The sequence below is a fragment of the Williamsia muralis NBRC 105860 genome (assembly GCF_001598915.1).
Classification (GTDB): Bacteria; Actinomycetota; Actinomycetes; order Mycobacteriales; family Mycobacteriaceae; genus Williamsia; species Williamsia muralis.
The window spans coordinates 199,170-217,947 of the sequence record NZ_BDAP01000003.1 but is presented as its reverse complement, the minus strand read 5'-3'; the positions used below and the strand labels follow the sequence as shown (position 1 = coordinate 217,947).

Below are 18,778 nucleotides of genomic sequence, written 5' to 3'. Positions count from 1 at the left end.
CCGCCGGCAGACAAACGCAACTGGCAGCCGTGTCGCGCGGCAGGAACTAGGTACTGAGATGACCGAGCAGCACACGCCCGCACCGGCCGCACCAGAGACACCGGCGCCCGCCCCGGGACCCAAGCCTGGTCCCCGGCCCGGCCCGCGACCGGGCCCGCGCCCCGGTCAGCACCCCCCGGCCAAGGTCCACCCCGCGCCTGCGGAGGTGATACGTCCCGCGTCGGATCCCTCGAAGTTCGGGCGTATCGACGATGACGGCGCCGTGTGGCTCAAGACCTCCGAGGGCGAACACCAGATCGCCTCGTGGCAGGCGGGCACAGCCGCCGAAGGCCTGGCGCACTTCGGTCGGCGATTCGACGACCTCGTGGTCGAAGTCGAGCTGCTCGAGGAGCGCCTCGACGCCGGTACCGGTGATCCCCGCAAGACCAAGACCGCAGCGGCCGCACTACTCGACACGTTGCCCACGGCAGCGGTCATCGGAGACGTCGATGCCGTCGCATCGCGACTGAAGCTGATCATCGACGGCGCGGACGGCGCCGCCGAAAAGGTCAAACACGACCGGGACGAAGCCCGTGCAAAGGCCGTCGCCCGCAAAGAAGAACTCGCCGCCGAAGCAGAGCAGATCGGGTCGGAGTCGACCCAATGGAAAGTTGCCGGCGACCGCATGCGGGTCATCCTCGAAGAGTGGAAGACCATCAAAGGCGTCGACCGCAAGACCGACGACCAGCTGTGGAAGCGCTACTCCAAGGCCCGTGACACCTTCAACCGCCGTCGCGGTGCACATTTCGCCGAGATGGACCGCGAACGCGCCGGCGCCCGTTCACGCAAGGAAGAGCTGATCGTCGAGGCCGAGGCCTTGTCGTCGTCGACCGAATGGGCCGACACCGCAGCGAAGTTCCGCGACCTGCTGACCCAGTGGAAGGCCGCCGGACGCGCACCACGCGACCAGGACGACGCATTGTGGGCGCGGTTCAAGGCCGCCCAGGATGTCTTCTTCAGCGCCCGCAACGCCGCGTCGTCACATCGCGATGCCGAGTTCGAGACCAACGCGAAGGCAAAGCTCGAACTACTTGCGCGGGCCGAGAAGTCCATCGATCCGCAAGCAGATCTCGAGGCGGCTCGTCGCGAGTTCCGCACCATCCGGGACCAGTGGGACGAGATCGGCAAGGTGCCGCGCGAACAGATGCACTCCCTCGAGGCACGGATCAAGGCTGTGGAGAAGCGGATTCGCGACGCCGAGTCCGCTCAGTGGCAGCGCACCGATCCCGCAGTGAAGGCGCGTGCACAGCAATTCGCCGACCGCGTGGCCCAGCTCGAGGATCAGGCTGCCAAGGCGGAAGCCAACGGCAAGAGCAAGGATGCACGCAAGCTACGCGAACAGGCCGAACAGTGGCGCGAATGGGCGCGTGCTGCCGAAGGCGCCATCGGGGACTGACGTCGACCTGGCATCCTCACGGATGCCGGCGGGCCCGACGGATGCCGGCGGCTTGCTAGAGGTCGTCGCCCTCTGAGCGACGGCTTTCACGCCGGCGTTCGGATGTTCGCCGCTGTAGCGCGAGCGCCCGCTCTTCCTCGGCCGCGGCCTCGTCACGACGCTGCGCCTCGAGAGCCAATTGGTAGTTGGTACGGGCCCACACCACGCGCGACCAGTGGAAGGTGATCACGAACATCGCCACCCATCCGATGATCAAGCCGATGCCGACGCCGCTGGGCGGCTCTTCTCCGGACACTCCCGGAGTGTTGCGCGACCACCATGCCAGCAGACCCGCGAAACAGGACACCGCACTGCCACACAGGGCGATCCAGGCGAAGACCCATCGGCGGGTGAGCAGCGCGAGCGCCGAGAAACCGATCCCGAAGACCAGCTGCAGGATCACGAACACGCGCGAGGTGATGGTCACCCGTTCGGCCGCCGCGTCCGAGCTGAACGTGATCACGTCGATGCCGGTCACGGACCCGGTGTGGGGCAGGACGAAGGACAGAATCGCCACCAGCACCGCAACCGCCACCACCACGGCGCGGGCCCCGGGGTCGATCTCGCCGGCGACCTTGCGTTCGGCCTTGCGCAGATCGCCCTTGAACTGATCGAAACCCGCTGGGTCCGGTCCGTTTTTCTTCTCGGTCATCAGAGCTCGCATCCTGCGCCACAGGCAGATTCAACCGGCGCTTCGACAGGCTTCCCGATCGGCGGCAGACCGAGTCCGACTCCGATCGGCGGGGTTTGGGGGGTGGTACCGGCCGCGTGCGCGTCGCCGGCCCGGGTACGCCGATGGCCGCGGATACCGTCATCGGCCAGCAGATAGTGCGGTGCCGCACCGGTCACGACCGTGTCCACCAGATCGCCAGGACGGACGGTGTCGCCCTCGGTGACGAAATGGACAAGCCGGCCGTCGCGCGCACGGCCGGTCATCCGGCCCTGATCTTTCCGGCCGTCGGCGGTCACCAGGACCTTCACCGGCGCCCCGATGAGCTTCTGGTTCTCTTGCAGGCAGATCCGGTCCTGCAGGTCCGTCAGCCGCATATAGCGCTCACTCACCACATGTTTGGGTACCTGGTCGGCCATGTCGGCCGCCGGTGTCCCCGGCCTGGGCGAATACTGGAAGGTGTACGCGCTGGTGAATCTGGCCGCGGCGACCACGTCGAGGGTCGCCTGGAAATCCTCTTCGGTCTCACCGGGGAATCCGACGATGATGTCGGTGGTGATGGATGCGTGCGGCATCGCCGCCCGCACCCGCTCGATGATCCCCAGGAACTTTGTGCTGCGGTAGCTGCGGCGCATCGCCTTGAGGATCCGGTCAGAACCCGACTGCAACGGCATGTGCAGTTGGGGACAGACGTTCGGGGTCTGCGCCATCGCCTCGATCACGTCGTCGGTGAATTCTGCGGGGTGCGGCGACGTGAACCGCACACGTTCGAGACCCTCGATGTCACCGCAGGCACGAAGCAGCGCGGCGAATGCTCCCCGATCGCGTCCCAGATCCGGATCGGCGAACGACATTCCGTAGGCGTTCACGTTCTGGCCGAGCAAGGTGACCTCGACGACCCCTTCGTTCACCAGCGCCTGCACCTCGGCGAGGACGTCTCCGGGCCGGCGGTCGACCTCCTTGCCGCGAAGAGCCGGAACGATGCAGAACGTGCAGGTGTTGTTGCAACCGACCGAGATCGACACCCACCCCGAATACGCGGACTCGCGTTTGGCGGGCAAGGTGGACGGAAAGGCCTCCAGTGCATCGATGATCTCGACCTGGGCCTGCGCATTGTGGCGAGCGCGTTCGAGCATCACCGGCAGAGATCCGAGGTTGTGTGTTCCGAACACGACGTCGACCCACGGGGCCTTCTCCAGGACGGTGCCGCGATCCTTCTGGGCAAGACAGCCGCCGACAGCGATCTGCATTCCGGGACGACTCGCTTTGACCGGTGCCAGATGCGAGAGGTTGCCGTACAGCTTGTTGTCGGCGTTCTCCCGGACGGCGCAGGTGTTGAAGACCACCAGGTCGGCATCACCATCGTCGGATGCGCGGACATAACCGGCCTCTTCGAGGAGACCGGAAATACGCTCGGAGTCGTGGACATTCATCTGACAGCCGTAGGTGCGGACCTGGTAGGAGCGCCCCATGGTGTCGGGGTGCCCGGTTTGCGGATCCGTCATCGAGATTGTCACTCCTACCAGGGTACTTGGCCCATCAGACCAGGTGAAATTGGCGGCTGAGCTGCGGCGATCCACCCCTTCCGCCGGCGATGTTCCCGGTCCCCCGCTGCTCGCCGACACCGGCACCTTAAGGTCGACAGTTATGACAGCACCTCGAGCGGGCTCGTCCGCGCCTCACCCCGACGGGCCGGCCGCCACACAGACCGCCCCACCGATGATCGCTCTGCGCGACGTGCAGAAGCACTTCGGCGACCTCCACGTGCTCAAGGACATCGACCTCGAGGTGCCCGCCGGTCAGGTTGTGGTCATCCTCGGTCCGTCGGGATCGGGCAAGTCCACCCTGTGCCGCACGATCAACCGGCTCGAGCCGATCGACAGCGGCGAGATTCGTATCGACGGCAAGTTGTTGCCCGCCGAAGGCAAGGCGCTCGCCGCCCTGCGCGCCGACGTCGGAATGGTCTTCCAGTCGTTCAACCTGTTCGCGCACAAGACAATTCTCGACAATGTGACGCTGGCACCGATCAAGGTGCGTGGCAAGGACAAGGCTGCGGCGAACAAGCGCGGGATGGAATTGCTGGAGCGAGTCGGCATCGCGAGCCAGAAGGACAAGTACCCGGCGCAACTCTCCGGCGGACAGCAGCAGCGCGTTGCCATCGCACGATCACTGGCGATGGATCCCAAGGTCATGCTGTTCGACGAGCCGACATCCGCTCTGGACCCGGAAATGGTCAACGAAGTCCTCGACGTGATGGTCTCACTCGCAAAAGAGGGCATGACGATGCTGGTCGTCACCCACGAGATGGGGTTTGCCCGCAAGGCGGCCGACCGAGTGGTCTTCATGGCCGATGGCGCCATCGTGGAGGACACCGATCCCGAGTCGTTCTTCACCCGGCCCGAGTCCGGGCGCGCCCGTGACTTCCTCGGCAAGATCCTCGGCCATTGAAGCCGGCGCCAACGAGGAAGCGCACCATGCGTGAGAACTCGAAACACTGGATCCTGCTACCGGCCCTGGCCATCGTGGTGCTCTGCACAGCACTCACCGCATGCGGTAACACCAGCCCGCGAAACCTCATGGAATCGATCGAGAGCGGCTCGGTCATCCTCGGCACCAAGTTCGATCAGCCCGGCCTGGGTCTGCGACACCCCGACAAGTCGTTCACCGGATTCGATGTCGCGGTGTCCGAGTACGTGGTCAACACCATCGCGCAGACCAACGGGTGGAAGAAGCCGAAGATCACATGGCGGGAAACCCCGTCGGCTCAACGCGAGACGCTCATCGACAACGGTGAGGTCGACATGATCGCCGCCACCTACTCGATCAACGCGGCCCGCTCGAAGAAGGTGAGTTTCGCCGGTCCTTATCTGATCAACTACCAGGGGCTGCTGGTCCGCGAGGACGACGACAGCATCACCACGCTCACGGATCTGAACAAAGGCAAGAAGCTGTGTTCGGTGACAGGCTCCACCTCGGCCCAGAACGTGAAGAACCAGTTGCCGAAAATCCAGCTGCAGGAATACGACTCGTACTCGTCCTGTGTGGAGGCTCTGCGCCGCAACAAGGTTGACGCCCTCACCACCGACGAGGCCATCCTCGCCGGGTTCTCCGACTTCTTCCCCGATGAGTTCAAGATCGTCGACATGACGTACCCCAAGGACGCGTGTGTGACCTCGAGCGGGAAGAAATCGCTCAAGAAGGCCGGTACCCCGTTCTCGACCGAGCGATATGGCATCGGGATGCCCAAGGACTATCCCGAATCCGTGACGGCGGTGAACGAGGCACTCGAGTCGATGCTGACAAAGCCTGCCGACGGCGGCGAGTCGGCCTGGGAGATCGCGTTGCGTGACGAGATCGGCGACGGCGAAGTCGATTCGATGATCGAGCGTGCGCAGGGTCCCGATTCCAAGTACCAGTTCACCCCGGTGCCAGGAGACCTCGGCTTCCTCGAGTCGACATCCACCCCATGCCCGGCGGAGCTGTCATGAGTGAACTCTGGTCCGACATCGGACCGCAGCTGTGGCCTGCCTACTGGGTCACGCTCAAACTCACCTTCTACTCCGCCATCGGATCCCTCATCTGGGGCACCGTTCTGGCCGGCATGCGGGTCTCTCCTGTCCCCGTGATGCGTGTGTTCGGAACCTGGTACGTCAACATCGTCCGGAACACTCCGCTGACGCTCATCGTCATCTTTGCCTCGGTCGGCCTGTACCAAAATCTCGGGCTGAAGCTGGCCCAGGAGAACGACGAGTTCATCACCAACAACAATTTCTGGCTCGCCGTCCTGGCCTTTGTGCTCTACACGTCCACGTTCGTATGCGAGACGCTGCGTTCGGGGTTCAACACCGTGCCACTCGGACAGGCCGAAGCGGCTCGCTCGCTCGGCCTGCCGTTCAGCAAGGTGTTCGGGATCATCGTGCTTCCCCAGGCGGTCAGATCGGTGATCGGTCCGATGGGCAGCGTGCTGATCGCGCTGACCAAGAACACCACGATCGCTTCGGCGATCGGTGTGGCCGAGGCCTCGTTGCTGATGAAAGAACAGATCGAGAATCACGCCGATCAGGTGGTGGGGATCTTCGTCATCATCGCGATCGGGTTCATGGTGATCACCCTCACCGAGGGATATGTCTTCGGTTTCCTCGCAAAGCGTCTGGCGGTCAAGCGATGAGCAGTGCAACAGTTCTCTACGACGCTCCGGGGCCCAGGGCACGGCGTCGCAATCAGCTCATCGCCGTCGGATTCGCGGTGGTGCTACTCGCCATCGCGATCTACGTGATCGTGGCACTGGCCGGCAACGGGCAGCTGACCAGCGAGAAGTGGAAGCCGTTCCTGGAACCGGACACGTGGACCACCTACCTGCTGCCCGGTTTGTGGGGAACACTCTCCGCTGCGGTTCTGTCGATCGTGTTGGCTCTACTGCTCGGCGCGGTTCTCGGTATCGGCCGATTGTCCGATCACCGTGCGATTCGCGGACTCAGCGGAGCGGTGGTCGAGTTCTTCCGGGCCATACCCGTGCTCATCCTGATGATCTTCGCCTACTACCTGTTTGCCGAATACGCCGTCTTCCCAGCCGAGGACCTGGCCTTCGCTGCCGTGGTGACCGGACTGACGCTGTACAACGGCTCTGTCATCGCAGAGATCCTGCGGGCAGGCATCACATCGCTACCGAGCGGCCAGCTCGAGGCGGCGAACTCACTCGGCCTGCGCAAATCACAGACCATGCGACTGGTCTTGCTTCCGCAGGCGGTGACTGCCATGTTGCCTGCACTGATATCGCAGATGGTCATCGCTCTGAAGGACAGTGCACTCGGATACGCAATCGGATATGTCGAGGTGGTCCGGTCCGGGATCCAGTCGGCATCGTTCTACGGCAACTATCTGCCGGCCCTCGTGGTGGTCGCCGCCGTGATGATCCTGCTGAACTTCGGGCTCTCCACGTTGGCCACCGTCATCGAGCGGAGATTGAGGGAAGGCAAGAATCGAGGACCGGTCGCAGATGTGAAAGTGGACGAACAAGCTGCTGCCGTCTGATCTTCACTCGGCAGTGAGCTGGTTCAGTTCCTCGTTCACCAGACTCATGGCGAGAGACGGTGCGTACCCACGTCTGGCCAGCATCGCTACCAGTCGCCGAACGTGTTTGTCCCGCTGGGCCCGGTCAGCGATGTCTTCGGCTGTCAGGCGAGACGTTTTGCGGCGCAACAGGTCTGCTGCCCGTTCGCGTTCGGCGTCGTCGTCGATCTGATCGAGGGCGTGTTCGATCACGGTGTCGGCGACGCCCTTCTGCCGGAGCTCGTGCCGTAGAGCAGTGCGTCCCTTGCCGCTGTGGCGGTGTCGGGAATGCACCCATTGCTCGGCGAAATCGACATCGTCGAGCAGACCGGCCGCGGCGAGCCGAGTCATCACCGATTCGATCTCGGTGGGCGCAAAATCTTTGTCGTGCAATCGTTTGCGCAATTCTGCCTGACTCCGTGCGCGGACGCCGAGTAACCGCAATGCGGCGTCATAAGCCGATGCGGTGGTGGCGGTGCGGTCGCCGGAACTCTCCGGAGCAGGTTGCGTCGCAGGCGGATCGACCGGGACAGACCTGCGGGAGAGGATGTCGGCGATCGCGGACCGCAGCTCGGCGGTGCTCTCGTGGACGTCCTCTCCCGCAGGCCTGTTCACCTGAATCGGCGTCCTAGAACTCGACCGGTGCCGGCGCGACGGCATCCTCGGTCAGGACAGCGCCGATCCCGAGCTTTTCCTTGATCTTCTTCTCGATCTCGTCACGCACCTCGGTGTTCTCGAGCAAGAACTTACGAGCGTTCTCCTTGCCCTGGCCCAGCTGTTCACCTTCATAGGTGAACCAGGAACCGGACTTGCGGACAAAGCCGTGCAACACGCCCATGTCGATGAGCGAACCCTCTTTGCTGATGCCATGGCCGTACAGGATGTCGAACTCGGCCTGCTTGAACGGAGGGGCAACCTTGTTCTTGACGACCTTGACGCGAGTGCGGTTACCGACCGCCTCGGTACCGTCCTTGAGGGTCTCGATCCGGCGCACATCCAGACGGACCGATGCGTAGAACTTCAGCGCCTTACCACCGGTGGTGGTCTCAGGAGACCCGAACATCACGCCGATCTTCTCGCGCAGCTGGTTGATGAAGATCGCGGTGGTGCCCGAATTGCTCATGGCACCGGTCATTTTCCGCAGTGCCTGGCTCATCAACCGCGCCTGTAGACCGACGTGACTGTCGCCCATCTCGCCCTCGATCTCCGCACGCGGCACGAGCGCCGCGACCGAGTCGATGACAAGGATGTCGAGAGCACCCGACCGGATCAACATGTCAGCGATCTCGAGTGCCTGCTCACCGGTGTCCGGCTGTGACACCAGCAACGCGTCGGTGTCGACTCCCAGTCGCTGTGCGTAGTCCGGGTCGAGGGCGTGCTCGGCGTCGATGAACGCCGCGATGCCACCGGCGGCCTGTGCATTGGCGACCGCGTGCAGCGCAACGGTGGTCTTACCCGACGATTCCGGCCCGTAGATCTCGACGACGCGGCCTCGCGGGAGACCTCCGATGCCGAGTGCGACATCAAGCGCGATCGAGCCGGTCGGGATGGTGGCGATCGGCTGGCGGGCGTTCTCGCCGAGACGCATCACCGAGCCCTTGCCGTAGTTCTTGTCGATCTGGGCCAATGCCAGGTCGAGGGCCTTTTCGCGGTCTGGTTGGGCTGCCATGGTTTCCCCTAGTGTTTGCGCCGAGTTGTCGGCGGTGGTGGTGCCGCCGGTCTGGCGGGATCGGGCTTTCTTTCGCGTATTCGGCATCTCTTTGCGCACTGACGTCACGCTAGATCAGCCCTCTGACAATCCCGGATCTCGACGTTCCCGTCCTCGCGTCGAACACCACCCACTCTAGGCGAACGCTTGTTCGAGTCAACCACCCGGACATCCGACACGCCGGGGCAGATGAAGTACTGCTACCAGCGTTCCCGCGGGACGTCGAAGTCCCGGCACAGCGCTGTCCACACATCTCTGGGATCGATGCCGGCATCAAGCGCTTCGGCAGCCGTCCGGCCACCGAGGTCGGTGAGGACGTGGTCGACAAGCATCGAATTCGCAGTGGTGGACCCGAACTCGGTGCTGATGAGTTCGGAGAATTCGGTCAATCGCACGTGACCGAGCGTAGCGAAACCTTCAGGACCGCGCTGCACCGACACATACCGCGACCGGGTCGACAACGTCGACACCGGTCCGGGCGCCGCGTCGGGCGGCGTCGGTGAATGACTTGTTGTCCAGCACCTTTCGGCACGCCGCGGCCAACGACTCGACGGTGGTGGGCCTGACCACCGCGGCACTGCCCCATCGGCGGGCACGCTGGGCCAGTTCCCACTGATCTCCGCCGCCGGGAACGAGCACCTGAGGTACGCCGGCCAGCATGGACTTCGCCAGCATTCCGTGTCCTCCACCGCAGATGACGAGCGATGCGTCGTGGAGGAGCTCGTCTTGCCTGCCGTGTCCGGCCACAGCCCACGACGGTAGATCACCTACCTCGGGATCGAGCCCCGAGACCACCACCCGCACCGGGCGTCCCAGTACGCGCGGGTCGAGCGCAGCCAGCGCCGCCTCCACCAGACCTGCCGAACCGGTCACCGCGGTGGACGGTGCGATGACAACCAACGGGGCGTCACCGGGGGGACGTGCGAAGACGGCGTCGGTGGGTTCCCACAGCAGGGGGCCGACCACCTCGGCTCCGTCGGGCCAGTCCGGGCGGGGCACCTCCAGCGCCGGAAGGGTGGCGATCAGCCGCGCTCCCGGATGCGGCTGCGCGGGATCGAGCCCGATGCCCACCCGGGCGGCCGCACGCTGTTGTTGTCCCACTCGAATGGATCGGCCGGTGGCCGCGCGCATCAGCGCATCACGCACCCTGCCGAACAGGCCAGTGCCAGGTTCCAGGCCACTGCCGACAGGGGGAAGCCCCACCGAGGGTTGGTACAGCGGATGGGGAGACAGTTCCACCCATGGGGCACCGATCGTCTCGGCGGCCCAGCCGCCACACACGGTGATGACATCGCCGACCACCAGATCGGGTTCGAGTTCGGCGAGCACCGGCGCCAGTTGCAGGCTCATCCGCGCCGCGCGTGCACTGAGTTTGTCACCCGCATCGGTGTCGTCGTCAGCAGCCGACGCCGTCAGACCCGGGAGCTCTCGGACGTCGAGGCCGCGAGCGGTTGCCTTCTCGATCCACTGCGAACCCGTGTACACCACCGCTTCGATGTTGTTGTCCTGCAACAACTCCGCCAGCGCGAACATCGGAAAGGCATGACCGGCGTCAGAGCCTGCCACCAGAGCTGCCCGCACGCGTGTCCCCCGTACCGCCGATCACGAACCGATCTTGGTCGAACTCTTGTCAGAAGCTGCCCACTTGATCACCGCGACGATCCCGATCACGACGAGCCCGATCACGAGCACCGTGAGCAGACCCTTCACCACGGCCATGATCAGCCCGAAGGCCAGCCACACCACGAGTATCGCTAGAAGAACTTTCCACCACATGACATCTCCTGTCGTCCGAGTGACCTCAACGGTGCCAGTGCTCGGTTCCGATGTCAGTCGAAAACGACCAAGATGGGGGGAAGTTCAGGGACTACCCTGACCCCGGAGACGTCAGTTGGCTTGCGGCTTCTCGATGTTCGTCTTCGCCTGGTCGACGGCCGGCGTCGCGGCCGAGTCTCCGGCAGCCAGTGATTCGCCCGCCATGGACGCGCGAATCTGCTCGAGTCGTGAGTGTCCTGCCATCTGCACGCTGGCCTGCTGCACTTCGAGCATCCGGCCCTGGACCGAATTGCGCGACAACTCGGCCGACCCCAGTGCATTCGCGTAGCGTCGCTCGATCTTGTCCCGCACCTGGTCGAGGCTCGGCGTGTTGCCGGGGGCGGAGAGTTCACTCATCTGGTTGAGCGATGCCGAGACCTGCTCTTGCATCTTGGCCTGCTCGAGCTGACTGAGCAGCTTGGTGCGCTCGGAGAGTTTCTGCTGCAGCGTCATCGAGTTCTGTTCCACCGCGCGCTTGGCCTGTTCGGCCGCCTGCAGCGACTGGTCGTGCAGCGCCTTGAGGTCCTCGACGCTCTGTTCCGCGGTGACCAGTTGGGCAGCGAAAGCCTCTGCGGCGTTGGTGTATTCGGTCGCCTTGGCGGCGTCGCCGGAGGCGGCGGCCTTGTCGGCCAGCGTCAACGCCTGACGGGTGTTGGCCTGCAGGCGTTCGATGTCCTCGAGCTGGCGGTTCAGCTTCATCTCCAACTGGCGCTGGTTGCCGATGACCGCCGCAGCCTGCTGCGACAACGCCTGGTGCTGACGCTGCGCGTCCTCGATCGCCTGCTGGATCTGAATCTTCGGGTCGGCGTTCTCGTCGATCTTGGCGTTGCCGAACGCCATCAGGTACTTCCACGCCTTCACGAATGGGTTAGCCATTGCCCCGCCTTGTCTTGAAGTCCGAATCCGAGCAGTCTCGATCTAATCTATCGTCTGGCCCGGCCCGGTGGCACAAGACATCGATCACGCAGCCGCCAGAGCCGATGCCGGCTGCGGGATGACCACCTTGGTCTCGGTGGCGATCGTCGTGTGCGTGGGCGGGGTCGTGGGCTGGTCGTGGCCGGTGCGGAGGGTATCGCGGACATCGAGCAACACGTCGGCGATCTCCACTTCCAGCGCATCGCAGATGGCGGCGAGCAGTTCGCTCGACGCTTCCTTCTGGCCGCGTTCGACTTCCGACAGATAACCCAGGCTGACCCGGGCACTGGTTGATACCTCACGCAACGTACGGCCTTGATCCATCCGGACCCGCCGTAGGCTGCCACCGAGTGCTTCCCGCAGGAGCAGTGCCATATGAGTCCTCCTCAACACGTCAGTCAGTCCAACGCCGCACGGGCCGAATCCGTTCCCGAACCGCGGAGCGCTGTGCAGCAGATCCTCCCGAGCGCTTCGTCCGTCGACCGTGTGGTCGAGACTAGACGAAGATCCCGGCGATCGCCGCGTAGCGACACCGGTAGAACCCCGATGCCGAACAAGCCATTCCCACCCGGCCACATCGACGATCGGCCAAGCCCCGGGGCGATCAGCGAGATGCACCCATCCGCCGGCTCGACGACGAACCCGCGGTTCACCTACCGGTTCGGTCGGTCCGGCGCGCGGCAGCTGCGTCACGGCGACGCTGTGCCCGCTTCGCCAGCGCCTGCCAGACATAGTCGACCCCGGTGACGACGGTCGCCACCAGCGCGGCAGCCATGACGGCGATCGCCAGCCACTGCAGCGGCCCGGGCAGCGGCAGGATGAACAGTCCGATCGCGATGGCCTGGAGCAGCGTCTTGAGCTTTCCGCCCCGGCTCGCCGGGATCACGCCATGTTGCAGCACCCAGAAACGGAGCACGGTGATGCCCAGTTCCCTGGCGAGGATGACGATGGTGACCCACCACGGGAGCTCACCCAGCACAGACAACCCGATCAGTGCCGAACCGATCAGCGCCTTGTCCGCGATCGGGTCGGCCAGCTTGCCGAAGTCCGTGATCAGGCCCCGTTGACGGGCGATACGACCGTCGTAGTGATCCGTCACTGCGGCGAGGGCGAACACGCCCCACGCCATCGTCCGCCACCACGGGTTGTCGCCGTCGTCGATGAACAGGACCACGACGAATACGGGGACGAGAACGATGCGGAACATCGTCAGCACATTGGCCAGGTTCAACACGGGCACATCAGTGCTGACCGGATCGGAGATCGGGTCGGGCTCCGGCTCGTTCACCTGCCGTCGTAAACGATCAGCCACGGGCTGCACCTGGTTCCGGTGATAAGAATTGCCCAATGCCCACGACCACAGGATAGGCGGAGGCCCCGCCACCCAGGGCCGTGGGTATCGGCCCGGTCCGGACGGCGGCCCACCGGCCCCGGTGTGCCCGCGTATTACTGTTCATCCATGGCACCTCACGACAGCTCGGCACACGAGCATGCCGCGACATCTGGACCGGCCGACCTTGCCGGTCACCACGATTCCCCCGTTTCGCGAGGCGACGTGAGCGTGCGCCGTGCCCGCACGTCTGACGTACCCCGCATCAAGGAACTCATCGATCAGTACGCCGGGCGGATTCTGCTCGAGAAGAATCTCGTGACCCTTTATGAGGCCGTCCAGGAGTTCTGGGTCGCCGAGATCGATGGCACGGTTGTCGGCTGCGGCGCACTCCACGTCTTGTGGGCAGACCTCGGTGAGGTCCGCACGGTCGCGGTCGACAAGTCCTACGCGGGGCGCGGGATCGGCCATCAGATCGTCAGCCGACTGATGGGCATGGCCCGCGAGTTGCAGCTTTCCCGGGTGTTCGTCCTCACCTTCGAGACCAGCTTCTTCGCCAAACACGGCTTCTCCGAGATCGCGGGCACACCGGTGACCGCCGAGGTGTACGAGGAGATGTGCCGTTCCTACGACGCCGGCGTCGCGGAGTTCCTGGACCTCAGTTACGTAAAACCCAACACACTCGGCAACACCCGAATGCTCGCCAACCTCTGAAAGGTCGAACAAATGCCGCTGTTCAGCGTCGAATACACCTACCCCGTCGAGTTCGCCGACGGGCGCGACACCACTCGGCCCGACCACCGCGCCTGGCTGTCCAAGCTGAACAGCGAAGGTGTTGTGCGGATGGCCGGGCCGTACGCCGATGGAAGCGGCGCGCTGATCCTGCTCGACTGCGCCGACGAGCAGGCGGCCAAGGACATCTTGGCCGCCGACCCGTTCGCGGTTGCCGGCTACGTCGGTGAGGTCCGGATCAACAAGTGGGTCAGTGTTTTTGGTCCGTTTTCTGACTAACCGCCTGTTTGTCGGCGCGTCCCTCGTCGAATCGTGTCTTCGCCAGGCTGGCGATGGTGGTGATCACCAGGGTTCCGACGATCACGCCGAGCGACAGCGGGGTCGAGATCTCCGGCACCTTGATGTGTTCGCCACCGTTGATGAACGACAGCGTGTTCTCGTGCAGAGCGTGCAACACCAGCTTGATGCCGATGAAGCCGAGGATGAACGACAGGCCGAACGACAGGAAAACCAGCTTGTCGAGTAATCCGCCGAGCAGGAAGTACAGCTGGCGTAGACCCATCAGCGCAAAGGCGTTGGCGGTGAAGACGATGTACGGCTCCTCCGTGAGGCCGTAGATGGCCGGGATCGAATCCAGGGCGAACAGGACGTCGGTGAACCCGATGACGATCAGGACCATGAGCATCGGGGTCGCGAGGCGCTTGCCGTTCTCCTTGGTGAACAGCTTGTCGCGGTCGTAGTTGTCGGTGGTCCGCAGCGCCTTCTTCACGAAGCGCTGGATACGGCTTTCCCGCTCCTCTTCGACCTCTTCCTCGTGCCCGGATTCACGCAGCAGCTTCACCGCGGTGTAGATGAGGAATGCACCGAAGAGGTAGAAGACCCACGAGTAAGCATTGATCGCGGCCGCACCGACGGCGATGAATGCACCGCGCATCACCAGGGCCATCACGATGCCCAGGAGCAGAACCTTCTGCTGGTACTCACGCGGCACGGCGAACTTCGCCATGATGATGACAAAGACGAAGAGGTTGTCGACCGACAACGCCTTCTCCGTGATGAAACCGGCGTAGTACTCGGTGCCCGAGGTACCACCCCATTTCCACCACACGAAGCCACCGAAGATCAGGGCGATGGTGATGTAGACGGCCGACCAGAAGCCGGATTCTTTCAACGAGGGAGCGTGTGGGGTTCTCACATGGGCGAAGAAGTCGAATATGAAGAGTCCCAGGATCACCAGACAGGTGATAATCCACACGAGTGGTGATACGTCCACGCAGCCTCCAGCAGCAGTTTCGGAAAAGTAAAGACCACTTTACCGAAGGATCGAACCGCCCACGGACACGCGAATATCGTCGCGCGCTCCGCCCATCGCGGTGCAGGTGTGGACCAGACCCGAGGCGTGAACGGCTACGTCTGGGATTCTCCTGCAGCAGAGGATGTTCCGACGGTCACAGCGCAGATGCGCTGCGACCCCCATGACATCACCCGGTCAGACTTTTTCGCTGGTGAGACTTTGACAACACACAAAACGGCCACCGCAACGAAACGGGTAGGGCTAGTCGTCCGAGTCGTCCGACGTGTCACCGCCGCCGGTGATCGAGGCGATCACCCCGGCCAGGTCCTCGGGCTTGACGAGCACATCTCGTGCCTTCGAACCCTCGGAGGGTCCGACCACTCCCCTGGTCTCCATCAGATCCATCAGCCGTCCGGCCTTGGCGAATCCGACGCGCAGTTTGCGTTGCAGCATGGACGTCGAGCCGAACTGACTGGACACGACCAGTTCGATCGCCTGCAGCAGGTCGTCGAGATCGCCGCCGATATCGGAGTCGATGTCCTTCTTGTCCGAGACCTTCTGCGCTGTCACACCCTCGGTGTAATCCGGTTCGCTCTGGTCCTTGGCGAAGTCGACGACGGCCTGGATCTCTTCGTCGGTGATGAAAGCACCCTGCATACGGACGGGTTTGCTCGCGCCCATCGGGAGGAAGAGTCCGTCACCCATACCGATCAGCTTCTCGGCGCCCGGCTGATCCAGGATGACCCGGGAATCGGTGAGCGACGACGTGGCGAACGCCAGCCGCGACGGGACGTTGGTCTTGATCAGACCGGTCACCACGTCGACGGACGGCCGCTGCGTGGCCAGCACGAGGTGGATACCCGCGGCACGCGCCTTCTGGGTGATCCGGACGATGGCGTCCTCCACATCACGTGGAGCGGTCATCATCAAATCGGCGAGCTCGTCCACGATGGCGAGGATGTACGGATACGGCTTGTAGACCCGCTCCGATCCCAGCGGTGTGGAGATCTCCCCCGAGCGCACCTTGCTGTTGAAGTCGTCGATGTGACGAACGCGCGAGGACTTCATGTCCTGGTAGCGCTGCTCCATCTCCTCCACGAGCCACGCGAGTGCCGCGGCAGCTTTCTTCGGCTGCGTGATGATCGGGGTGATCAGGTGCGGGATGCCCTCGTAAGGGGTGAGCTCGACCATCTTGGGGTCGATGAGGATCATCCGTACCTCGTCGGGAGTGGCCCGGGTCAACAGCGAGACCAGCATCGAGTTGACGAAGCTCGACTTACCGGAACCGGTGGAACCGGCGACGAGCAAGTGGGGCATCTTCGCGAGATTGGCGGTGACGAAATCACCTTCGATGTCCTTACCCAGACCGATGACCAGCGGGTGCTTGTCCTTGCGCGTCGACCCGGCGGTCAGGACGTCGGCGAGCCGCACCATCTCGCGGTCACTGTTGGGGACCTCGATCCCCACCGCGGACTTACCCGGGATGGGTGCCAGCAGCCGCACGTTGTCGGTTGCCGCAGCGTACGAGATGTTGCGCTGCAAGGCGGTGATCTTCTCCACCTTCACACCTGGTCCGAGTTCCACCTCGTACCGCGTGACCGTCGGGCCCCGGGTGAATCCCGTGACGGCCGCGTCGATCTTGAACTGCTCCAGGACCGCCGAGATGCGGTCGATCATCTCGTCGTTGGCCGCGCTGCCGAGCTTGGGCGGGTCACCCTCGATCAGCAGGCTGGCCGGCGGAAGCCGGTAGTCGCCTTCCACGGCCTTGTCCACGACCAGTGCATCGTGGCCGCTGCCGGAGTCGAGATCAGGTTCGGGCTCGGGCTCGGGCCGCACCGGTTTCAGCGCAGGTTTGGGCACCGCGCGCTTGCGGACCGGCTGGGCGCCGACCGGCGGTGTGCTCAGTGCCTCGGTCACGGCAGCAGGCACCGGCTCGTCTTCGATGATGGGTTCGGTCAATGCCTCCCCCGCCGTCACCGCAGTGGACTGGCGTCGACGCGCCGGCCGTCGCAGAGTTTCGGTCGCCCGGGTCGCGTTGTCGTCGGGCGGGTAGTTGTCGTACGGATCGCCGAAGGCTGTGTCTGCGTAACCACCGTCTTCGTCGTCGTCCACGTCCTCGTCGTCGTCCCAGTGGTCGTCGACACCGAGCCCGAGGTAGGCACGGGTGACGTCGACCAGTTCACGCACCGTGAGACCGGACAGGAGTAAGAGCCCGAAAGCCAGGCTCAGCAGGAGGATCGGCACCGACAACCAGGCCGTCAGGCCATCGGTAAGCGGACCACCTGCGGCCATTCCGAAGAATCCGCCGGCGTGCTGTCGCTCGGAGAAATCTGTGGGTGCACCGGCAAAGATGTGCCACAGCCCGACGACGGGCAACGCGATGAGCAGGCCTGCCCCGATGCGCCGAGCGCGACCCGAGGGATCGGGTCCGTGACGCATCAGAATGAAACCACCCACCAAGAGGACGATCGGGAGAAGTACCGCAGCCGACCCGATCAGCGCGCGAGTCGCCGAGTCCACGAAAGCACCCACCGGGCCGCCCGCGCTGAACCACACCGACGCCACCACGACGATCGACAGCGCGATCATCACGAGCGCAACACCGTCGCGTCCCTGTGTGTGCGGGTGCTCAGGTCGCGGAGAGAACGATCCGTCCGCGTCTCCGCCCTCGTCCCATCCGTCGTCGGCTCCGTACACGCGCTCGTCGTAGTCGGGATCGCCACTGCGTGAACCGGCGCGCGCCATCGCGCCGACACCCTTGGCGAGCAGACCCCACCCGGCGCCGACACCGCTGCCAACGGACTTCACCACGGACTTGCGCGGGCGGGCCGAGGCGCGAGATGTTGCGCCGGAACGCGTCGTGGAGGCGCGCTTCGAACCGGCCGACGTGCGGGTGGACGGCCGGCTCGCAGCCTTCTTCGCCGGCGTCTTGCGGCTTCCGGCGCTCGCCGACGACCCCTTCTTGGGAGAGGCTTTTCGGGGTGCAGCCTTGGTGGCACCGGCCTTCTTGGCCGGGGCGGCGCCGGAGCGCGCGGGACTACGACCCGACGCACCGGAACGACGGGCGGTGGACTTGGTTGCCATGGCTGACAGCCTAGTCGGCAACTGTCACAGCTACCTCATCTGCAACACGCGTATCGGGCTATGTGTTGAAATCGAAACGCTAGAGTCCGCGCTTGGCTGATTTGACCGCAGCAACAGCATCGGCGTCGCCGGCGTATTCGACCAATGTCTCGTGACGCCCGAACGCGAACATGAGCAGTTCGAGGGGATCACCGGTCACCGTGACCTGCGGTCCCCGGCCGCCGGTGGCCACTTTCTGTCCGTCGGTGGTGATCATCTCGACGGTGGCGGGCGACTTCGCGATCGCGCGCTTCCCCATTGCCTTCAGCGGTACCCGAATCGCTTTCTCGGTGGCCGGGTCGAGGTCTCTCGGTTGCCAGGGTCCGCCCGCACGCCGGACGTCCTCGTGGTGAACGAACATCTCGGTCACGTTGGCGAAGCGGTCCACCAGCTTGAGCGGCGAATACAGCGGAGGACCCGCGGCGAACTTGGCGAGCATCGCGTCCCAGTCGTCGTGCGCAGCCTGGTCCTGGGCCGTTTGGGTCCGGCCCGCGAACGCCGGGACAAGGATGCCCGGCATCGCATCGAGCCGGTACTCCCGGACGATCATGTGAGCGGTCAGGTCTCGGGTGGTCCACCCTTCGCACAGCGTCGGGGCGTCGGGGCCGACGCTGCGCAGGGTGGACACCAGCGCGGCGCGTTCATCTCGGGCAATGGTCATGCACACA

Annotated in this window: 20 protein-coding genes; 7 read left to right on the top strand and 13 right to left on the bottom strand. The window is 64.5% G+C overall.

The features are described from left to right. Positions 1 to 58: 58 nt before the first annotated feature. Positions 59 to 1,435 carry a DUF349 domain-containing protein gene (locus WIMU1_RS13065; protein ID WP_062797878.1) on the top strand — a complete coding sequence of 459 codons (1,377 nt, stop codon included), beginning with the start codon at positions 59 to 61 and terminating at the stop codon, positions 1,433 to 1,435. Positions 1,436 to 1,490: 55 nt separating this feature from the next. Here WIMU1_RS13065 and WIMU1_RS13060 read toward each other — a convergent pair whose 3' ends face one another. Continuing rightward, a complete protein-coding gene (locus WIMU1_RS13060; protein WP_062798537.1) occupies positions 1,491 to 2,126 on the bottom strand; it encodes an Rv2732c family membrane protein in 636 nt (211 codons plus the stop codon). After that, positions 2,126 to 3,649: a tRNA (N6-isopentenyl adenosine(37)-C2)-methylthiotransferase MiaB gene (gene miaB, locus WIMU1_RS13055; protein WP_120802740.1), complete on the bottom strand. Its 1,524-nt coding sequence runs from the start codon at positions 3,647 to 3,649 to the stop codon at positions 2,126 to 2,128. The genes WIMU1_RS13060 and miaB overlap by 1 nt, the downstream gene beginning before the upstream one ends. Before the next feature lie 214 nt (positions 3,650 to 3,863). Here miaB and WIMU1_RS13050 point away from each other — a divergent pair, with 214 nt between their 5' ends. The 4 genes from WIMU1_RS13050 to WIMU1_RS13035 are packed head-to-tail and all read left to right on the top strand — an operon-like array spanning position 3,864 to position 7,175. Continuing rightward, positions 3,864 to 4,592 (top strand): amino acid ABC transporter ATP-binding protein, encoded by a 729-nt coding sequence (locus WIMU1_RS13050; RefSeq protein WP_062797874.1) that lies wholly within the window; start codon positions 3,864 to 3,866, stop codon positions 4,590 to 4,592. 26 nt (positions 4,593 to 4,618) lie between these two features. Beyond that, positions 4,619 to 5,632, top strand: coding sequence for a glutamate ABC transporter substrate-binding protein (locus WIMU1_RS13045; protein WP_062797873.1), 1,014 nt, complete (start codon positions 4,619 to 4,621; stop codon positions 5,630 to 5,632). After that, positions 5,629 to 6,312 (top strand): amino acid ABC transporter permease, encoded by a 684-nt coding sequence (locus WIMU1_RS13040; protein WP_030163440.1) that lies wholly within the window; start codon positions 5,629 to 5,631, stop codon positions 6,310 to 6,312. Before WIMU1_RS13045 ends, WIMU1_RS13040 begins: the two co-directional genes overlap by 4 nt. Beyond that, a complete protein-coding gene (locus tag WIMU1_RS13035) occupies positions 6,309 to 7,175 on the top strand; it encodes an amino acid ABC transporter permease (protein ID WP_062797871.1) in 867 nt (288 codons plus the stop codon). The genes WIMU1_RS13040 and WIMU1_RS13035 overlap by 4 nt, the downstream gene beginning before the upstream one ends. Positions 7,176 to 7,178: 3 nt before the next feature. On the opposite strand, the gene WIMU1_RS13030 is transcribed toward WIMU1_RS13035, so the two are convergent. The 8 genes from WIMU1_RS13030 to pgsA all read right to left on the bottom strand — a co-directional run bounded on the left by WIMU1_RS13030 (position 7,179) and on the right by pgsA (position 12,943). Next, positions 7,179 to 7,808 carry a regulatory protein RecX gene (locus WIMU1_RS13030; protein WP_245969034.1) on the bottom strand — a complete coding sequence of 210 codons (630 nt, stop codon included), beginning with the start codon at positions 7,806 to 7,808 and terminating at the stop codon, positions 7,179 to 7,181. 13 nt (positions 7,809 to 7,821) lie between these two features. Then, positions 7,822 to 8,862, bottom strand: coding sequence for a recombinase RecA (gene recA / locus WIMU1_RS13025; RefSeq protein ID WP_030163447.1), 1,041 nt, complete (start codon positions 8,860 to 8,862; stop codon positions 7,822 to 7,824). Between the two features lie 239 nt (positions 8,863 to 9,101). Beyond that, positions 9,102 to 9,296 (bottom strand): DUF3046 domain-containing protein, encoded by a 195-nt coding sequence (locus WIMU1_RS13020; RefSeq protein ID WP_023959680.1) that lies wholly within the window; start codon positions 9,294 to 9,296, stop codon positions 9,102 to 9,104. 22 nt (positions 9,297 to 9,318) lie between these two features. Then, on the bottom strand, positions 9,319 to 10,482 hold the full coding sequence (locus WIMU1_RS13015; RefSeq protein ID WP_062797869.1) for a glycosyltransferase: 1,164 nt from the start codon (positions 10,480 to 10,482) through the stop codon (positions 9,319 to 9,321). A 21-nt stretch (positions 10,483 to 10,503) separates the two neighbouring features. Next, positions 10,504 to 10,677 (bottom strand): hypothetical protein, encoded by a 174-nt coding sequence (locus WIMU1_RS26395; protein WP_169805145.1) that lies wholly within the window; start codon positions 10,675 to 10,677, stop codon positions 10,504 to 10,506. A 111-nt stretch (positions 10,678 to 10,788) separates the two neighbouring features. Then, on the bottom strand, positions 10,789 to 11,592 hold the full coding sequence (gene pspA / locus WIMU1_RS13010) for a phage shock protein PspA (RefSeq protein ID WP_023959686.1): 804 nt from the start codon (positions 11,590 to 11,592) through the stop codon (positions 10,789 to 10,791). Positions 11,593 to 11,676: 84 nt separating this feature from the next. Then, entirely contained in the window at positions 11,677 to 12,006 is a 330-nt protein-coding gene (locus WIMU1_RS13005) for a helix-turn-helix domain-containing protein (protein ID WP_023959688.1), read from the bottom strand. Between the two features lie 274 nt (positions 12,007 to 12,280). Beyond that, positions 12,281 to 12,943 carry a CDP-diacylglycerol--glycerol-3-phosphate 3-phosphatidyltransferase gene (gene pgsA / locus WIMU1_RS12995; protein ID WP_062798535.1) on the bottom strand — a complete coding sequence of 221 codons (663 nt, stop codon included), beginning with the start codon at positions 12,941 to 12,943 and terminating at the stop codon, positions 12,281 to 12,283. A 147-nt stretch (positions 12,944 to 13,090) separates the two neighbouring features. Here pgsA and WIMU1_RS12990 point away from each other — a divergent pair, with 147 nt between their 5' ends. Together WIMU1_RS12990 and WIMU1_RS12985 are read left to right on the top strand one after the other, a co-directional pair. Next, on the top strand, positions 13,091 to 13,675 hold the full coding sequence (locus tag WIMU1_RS12990; RefSeq protein WP_084248233.1) for an amino-acid N-acetyltransferase: 585 nt from the start codon (positions 13,091 to 13,093) through the stop codon (positions 13,673 to 13,675). A 12-nt stretch (positions 13,676 to 13,687) separates the two neighbouring features. Beyond that, positions 13,688 to 13,972, top strand: a complete 285-nt coding sequence (locus tag WIMU1_RS12985; RefSeq protein ID WP_023959696.1) for a YciI family protein — start codon at positions 13,688 to 13,690, stop codon at positions 13,970 to 13,972. On the opposite strand, the gene WIMU1_RS12980 is transcribed toward WIMU1_RS12985, so the two are convergent. From WIMU1_RS12980 to WIMU1_RS12970, 3 genes are all read right to left on the bottom strand, one after another. After that, the gene (locus WIMU1_RS12980; RefSeq protein WP_062797865.1) at positions 13,944 to 14,966 is read right to left on the bottom strand and encodes a TerC family protein; all 1,023 of its coding nucleotides are present in this window, start codon (positions 14,964 to 14,966) and stop codon (positions 13,944 to 13,946) included. The two genes, WIMU1_RS12985 and WIMU1_RS12980, sit on opposite strands and share 29 nt — an antisense overlap. A gap of 282 nt (positions 14,967 to 15,248) precedes the next feature. Then, the gene (locus WIMU1_RS12975; protein ID WP_084248232.1) at positions 15,249 to 18,071 is read right to left on the bottom strand and encodes an FtsK/SpoIIIE family DNA translocase; all 2,823 of its coding nucleotides are present in this window, start codon (positions 18,069 to 18,071) and stop codon (positions 15,249 to 15,251) included. 79 nt (positions 18,072 to 18,150) lie between these two features. Beyond that, positions 18,151 to 18,771, bottom strand: coding sequence for a TIGR03085 family metal-binding protein (locus WIMU1_RS12970; protein WP_062797863.1), 621 nt, complete (start codon positions 18,769 to 18,771; stop codon positions 18,151 to 18,153). Positions 18,772 to 18,778: the final 7 nt, after the last annotated feature.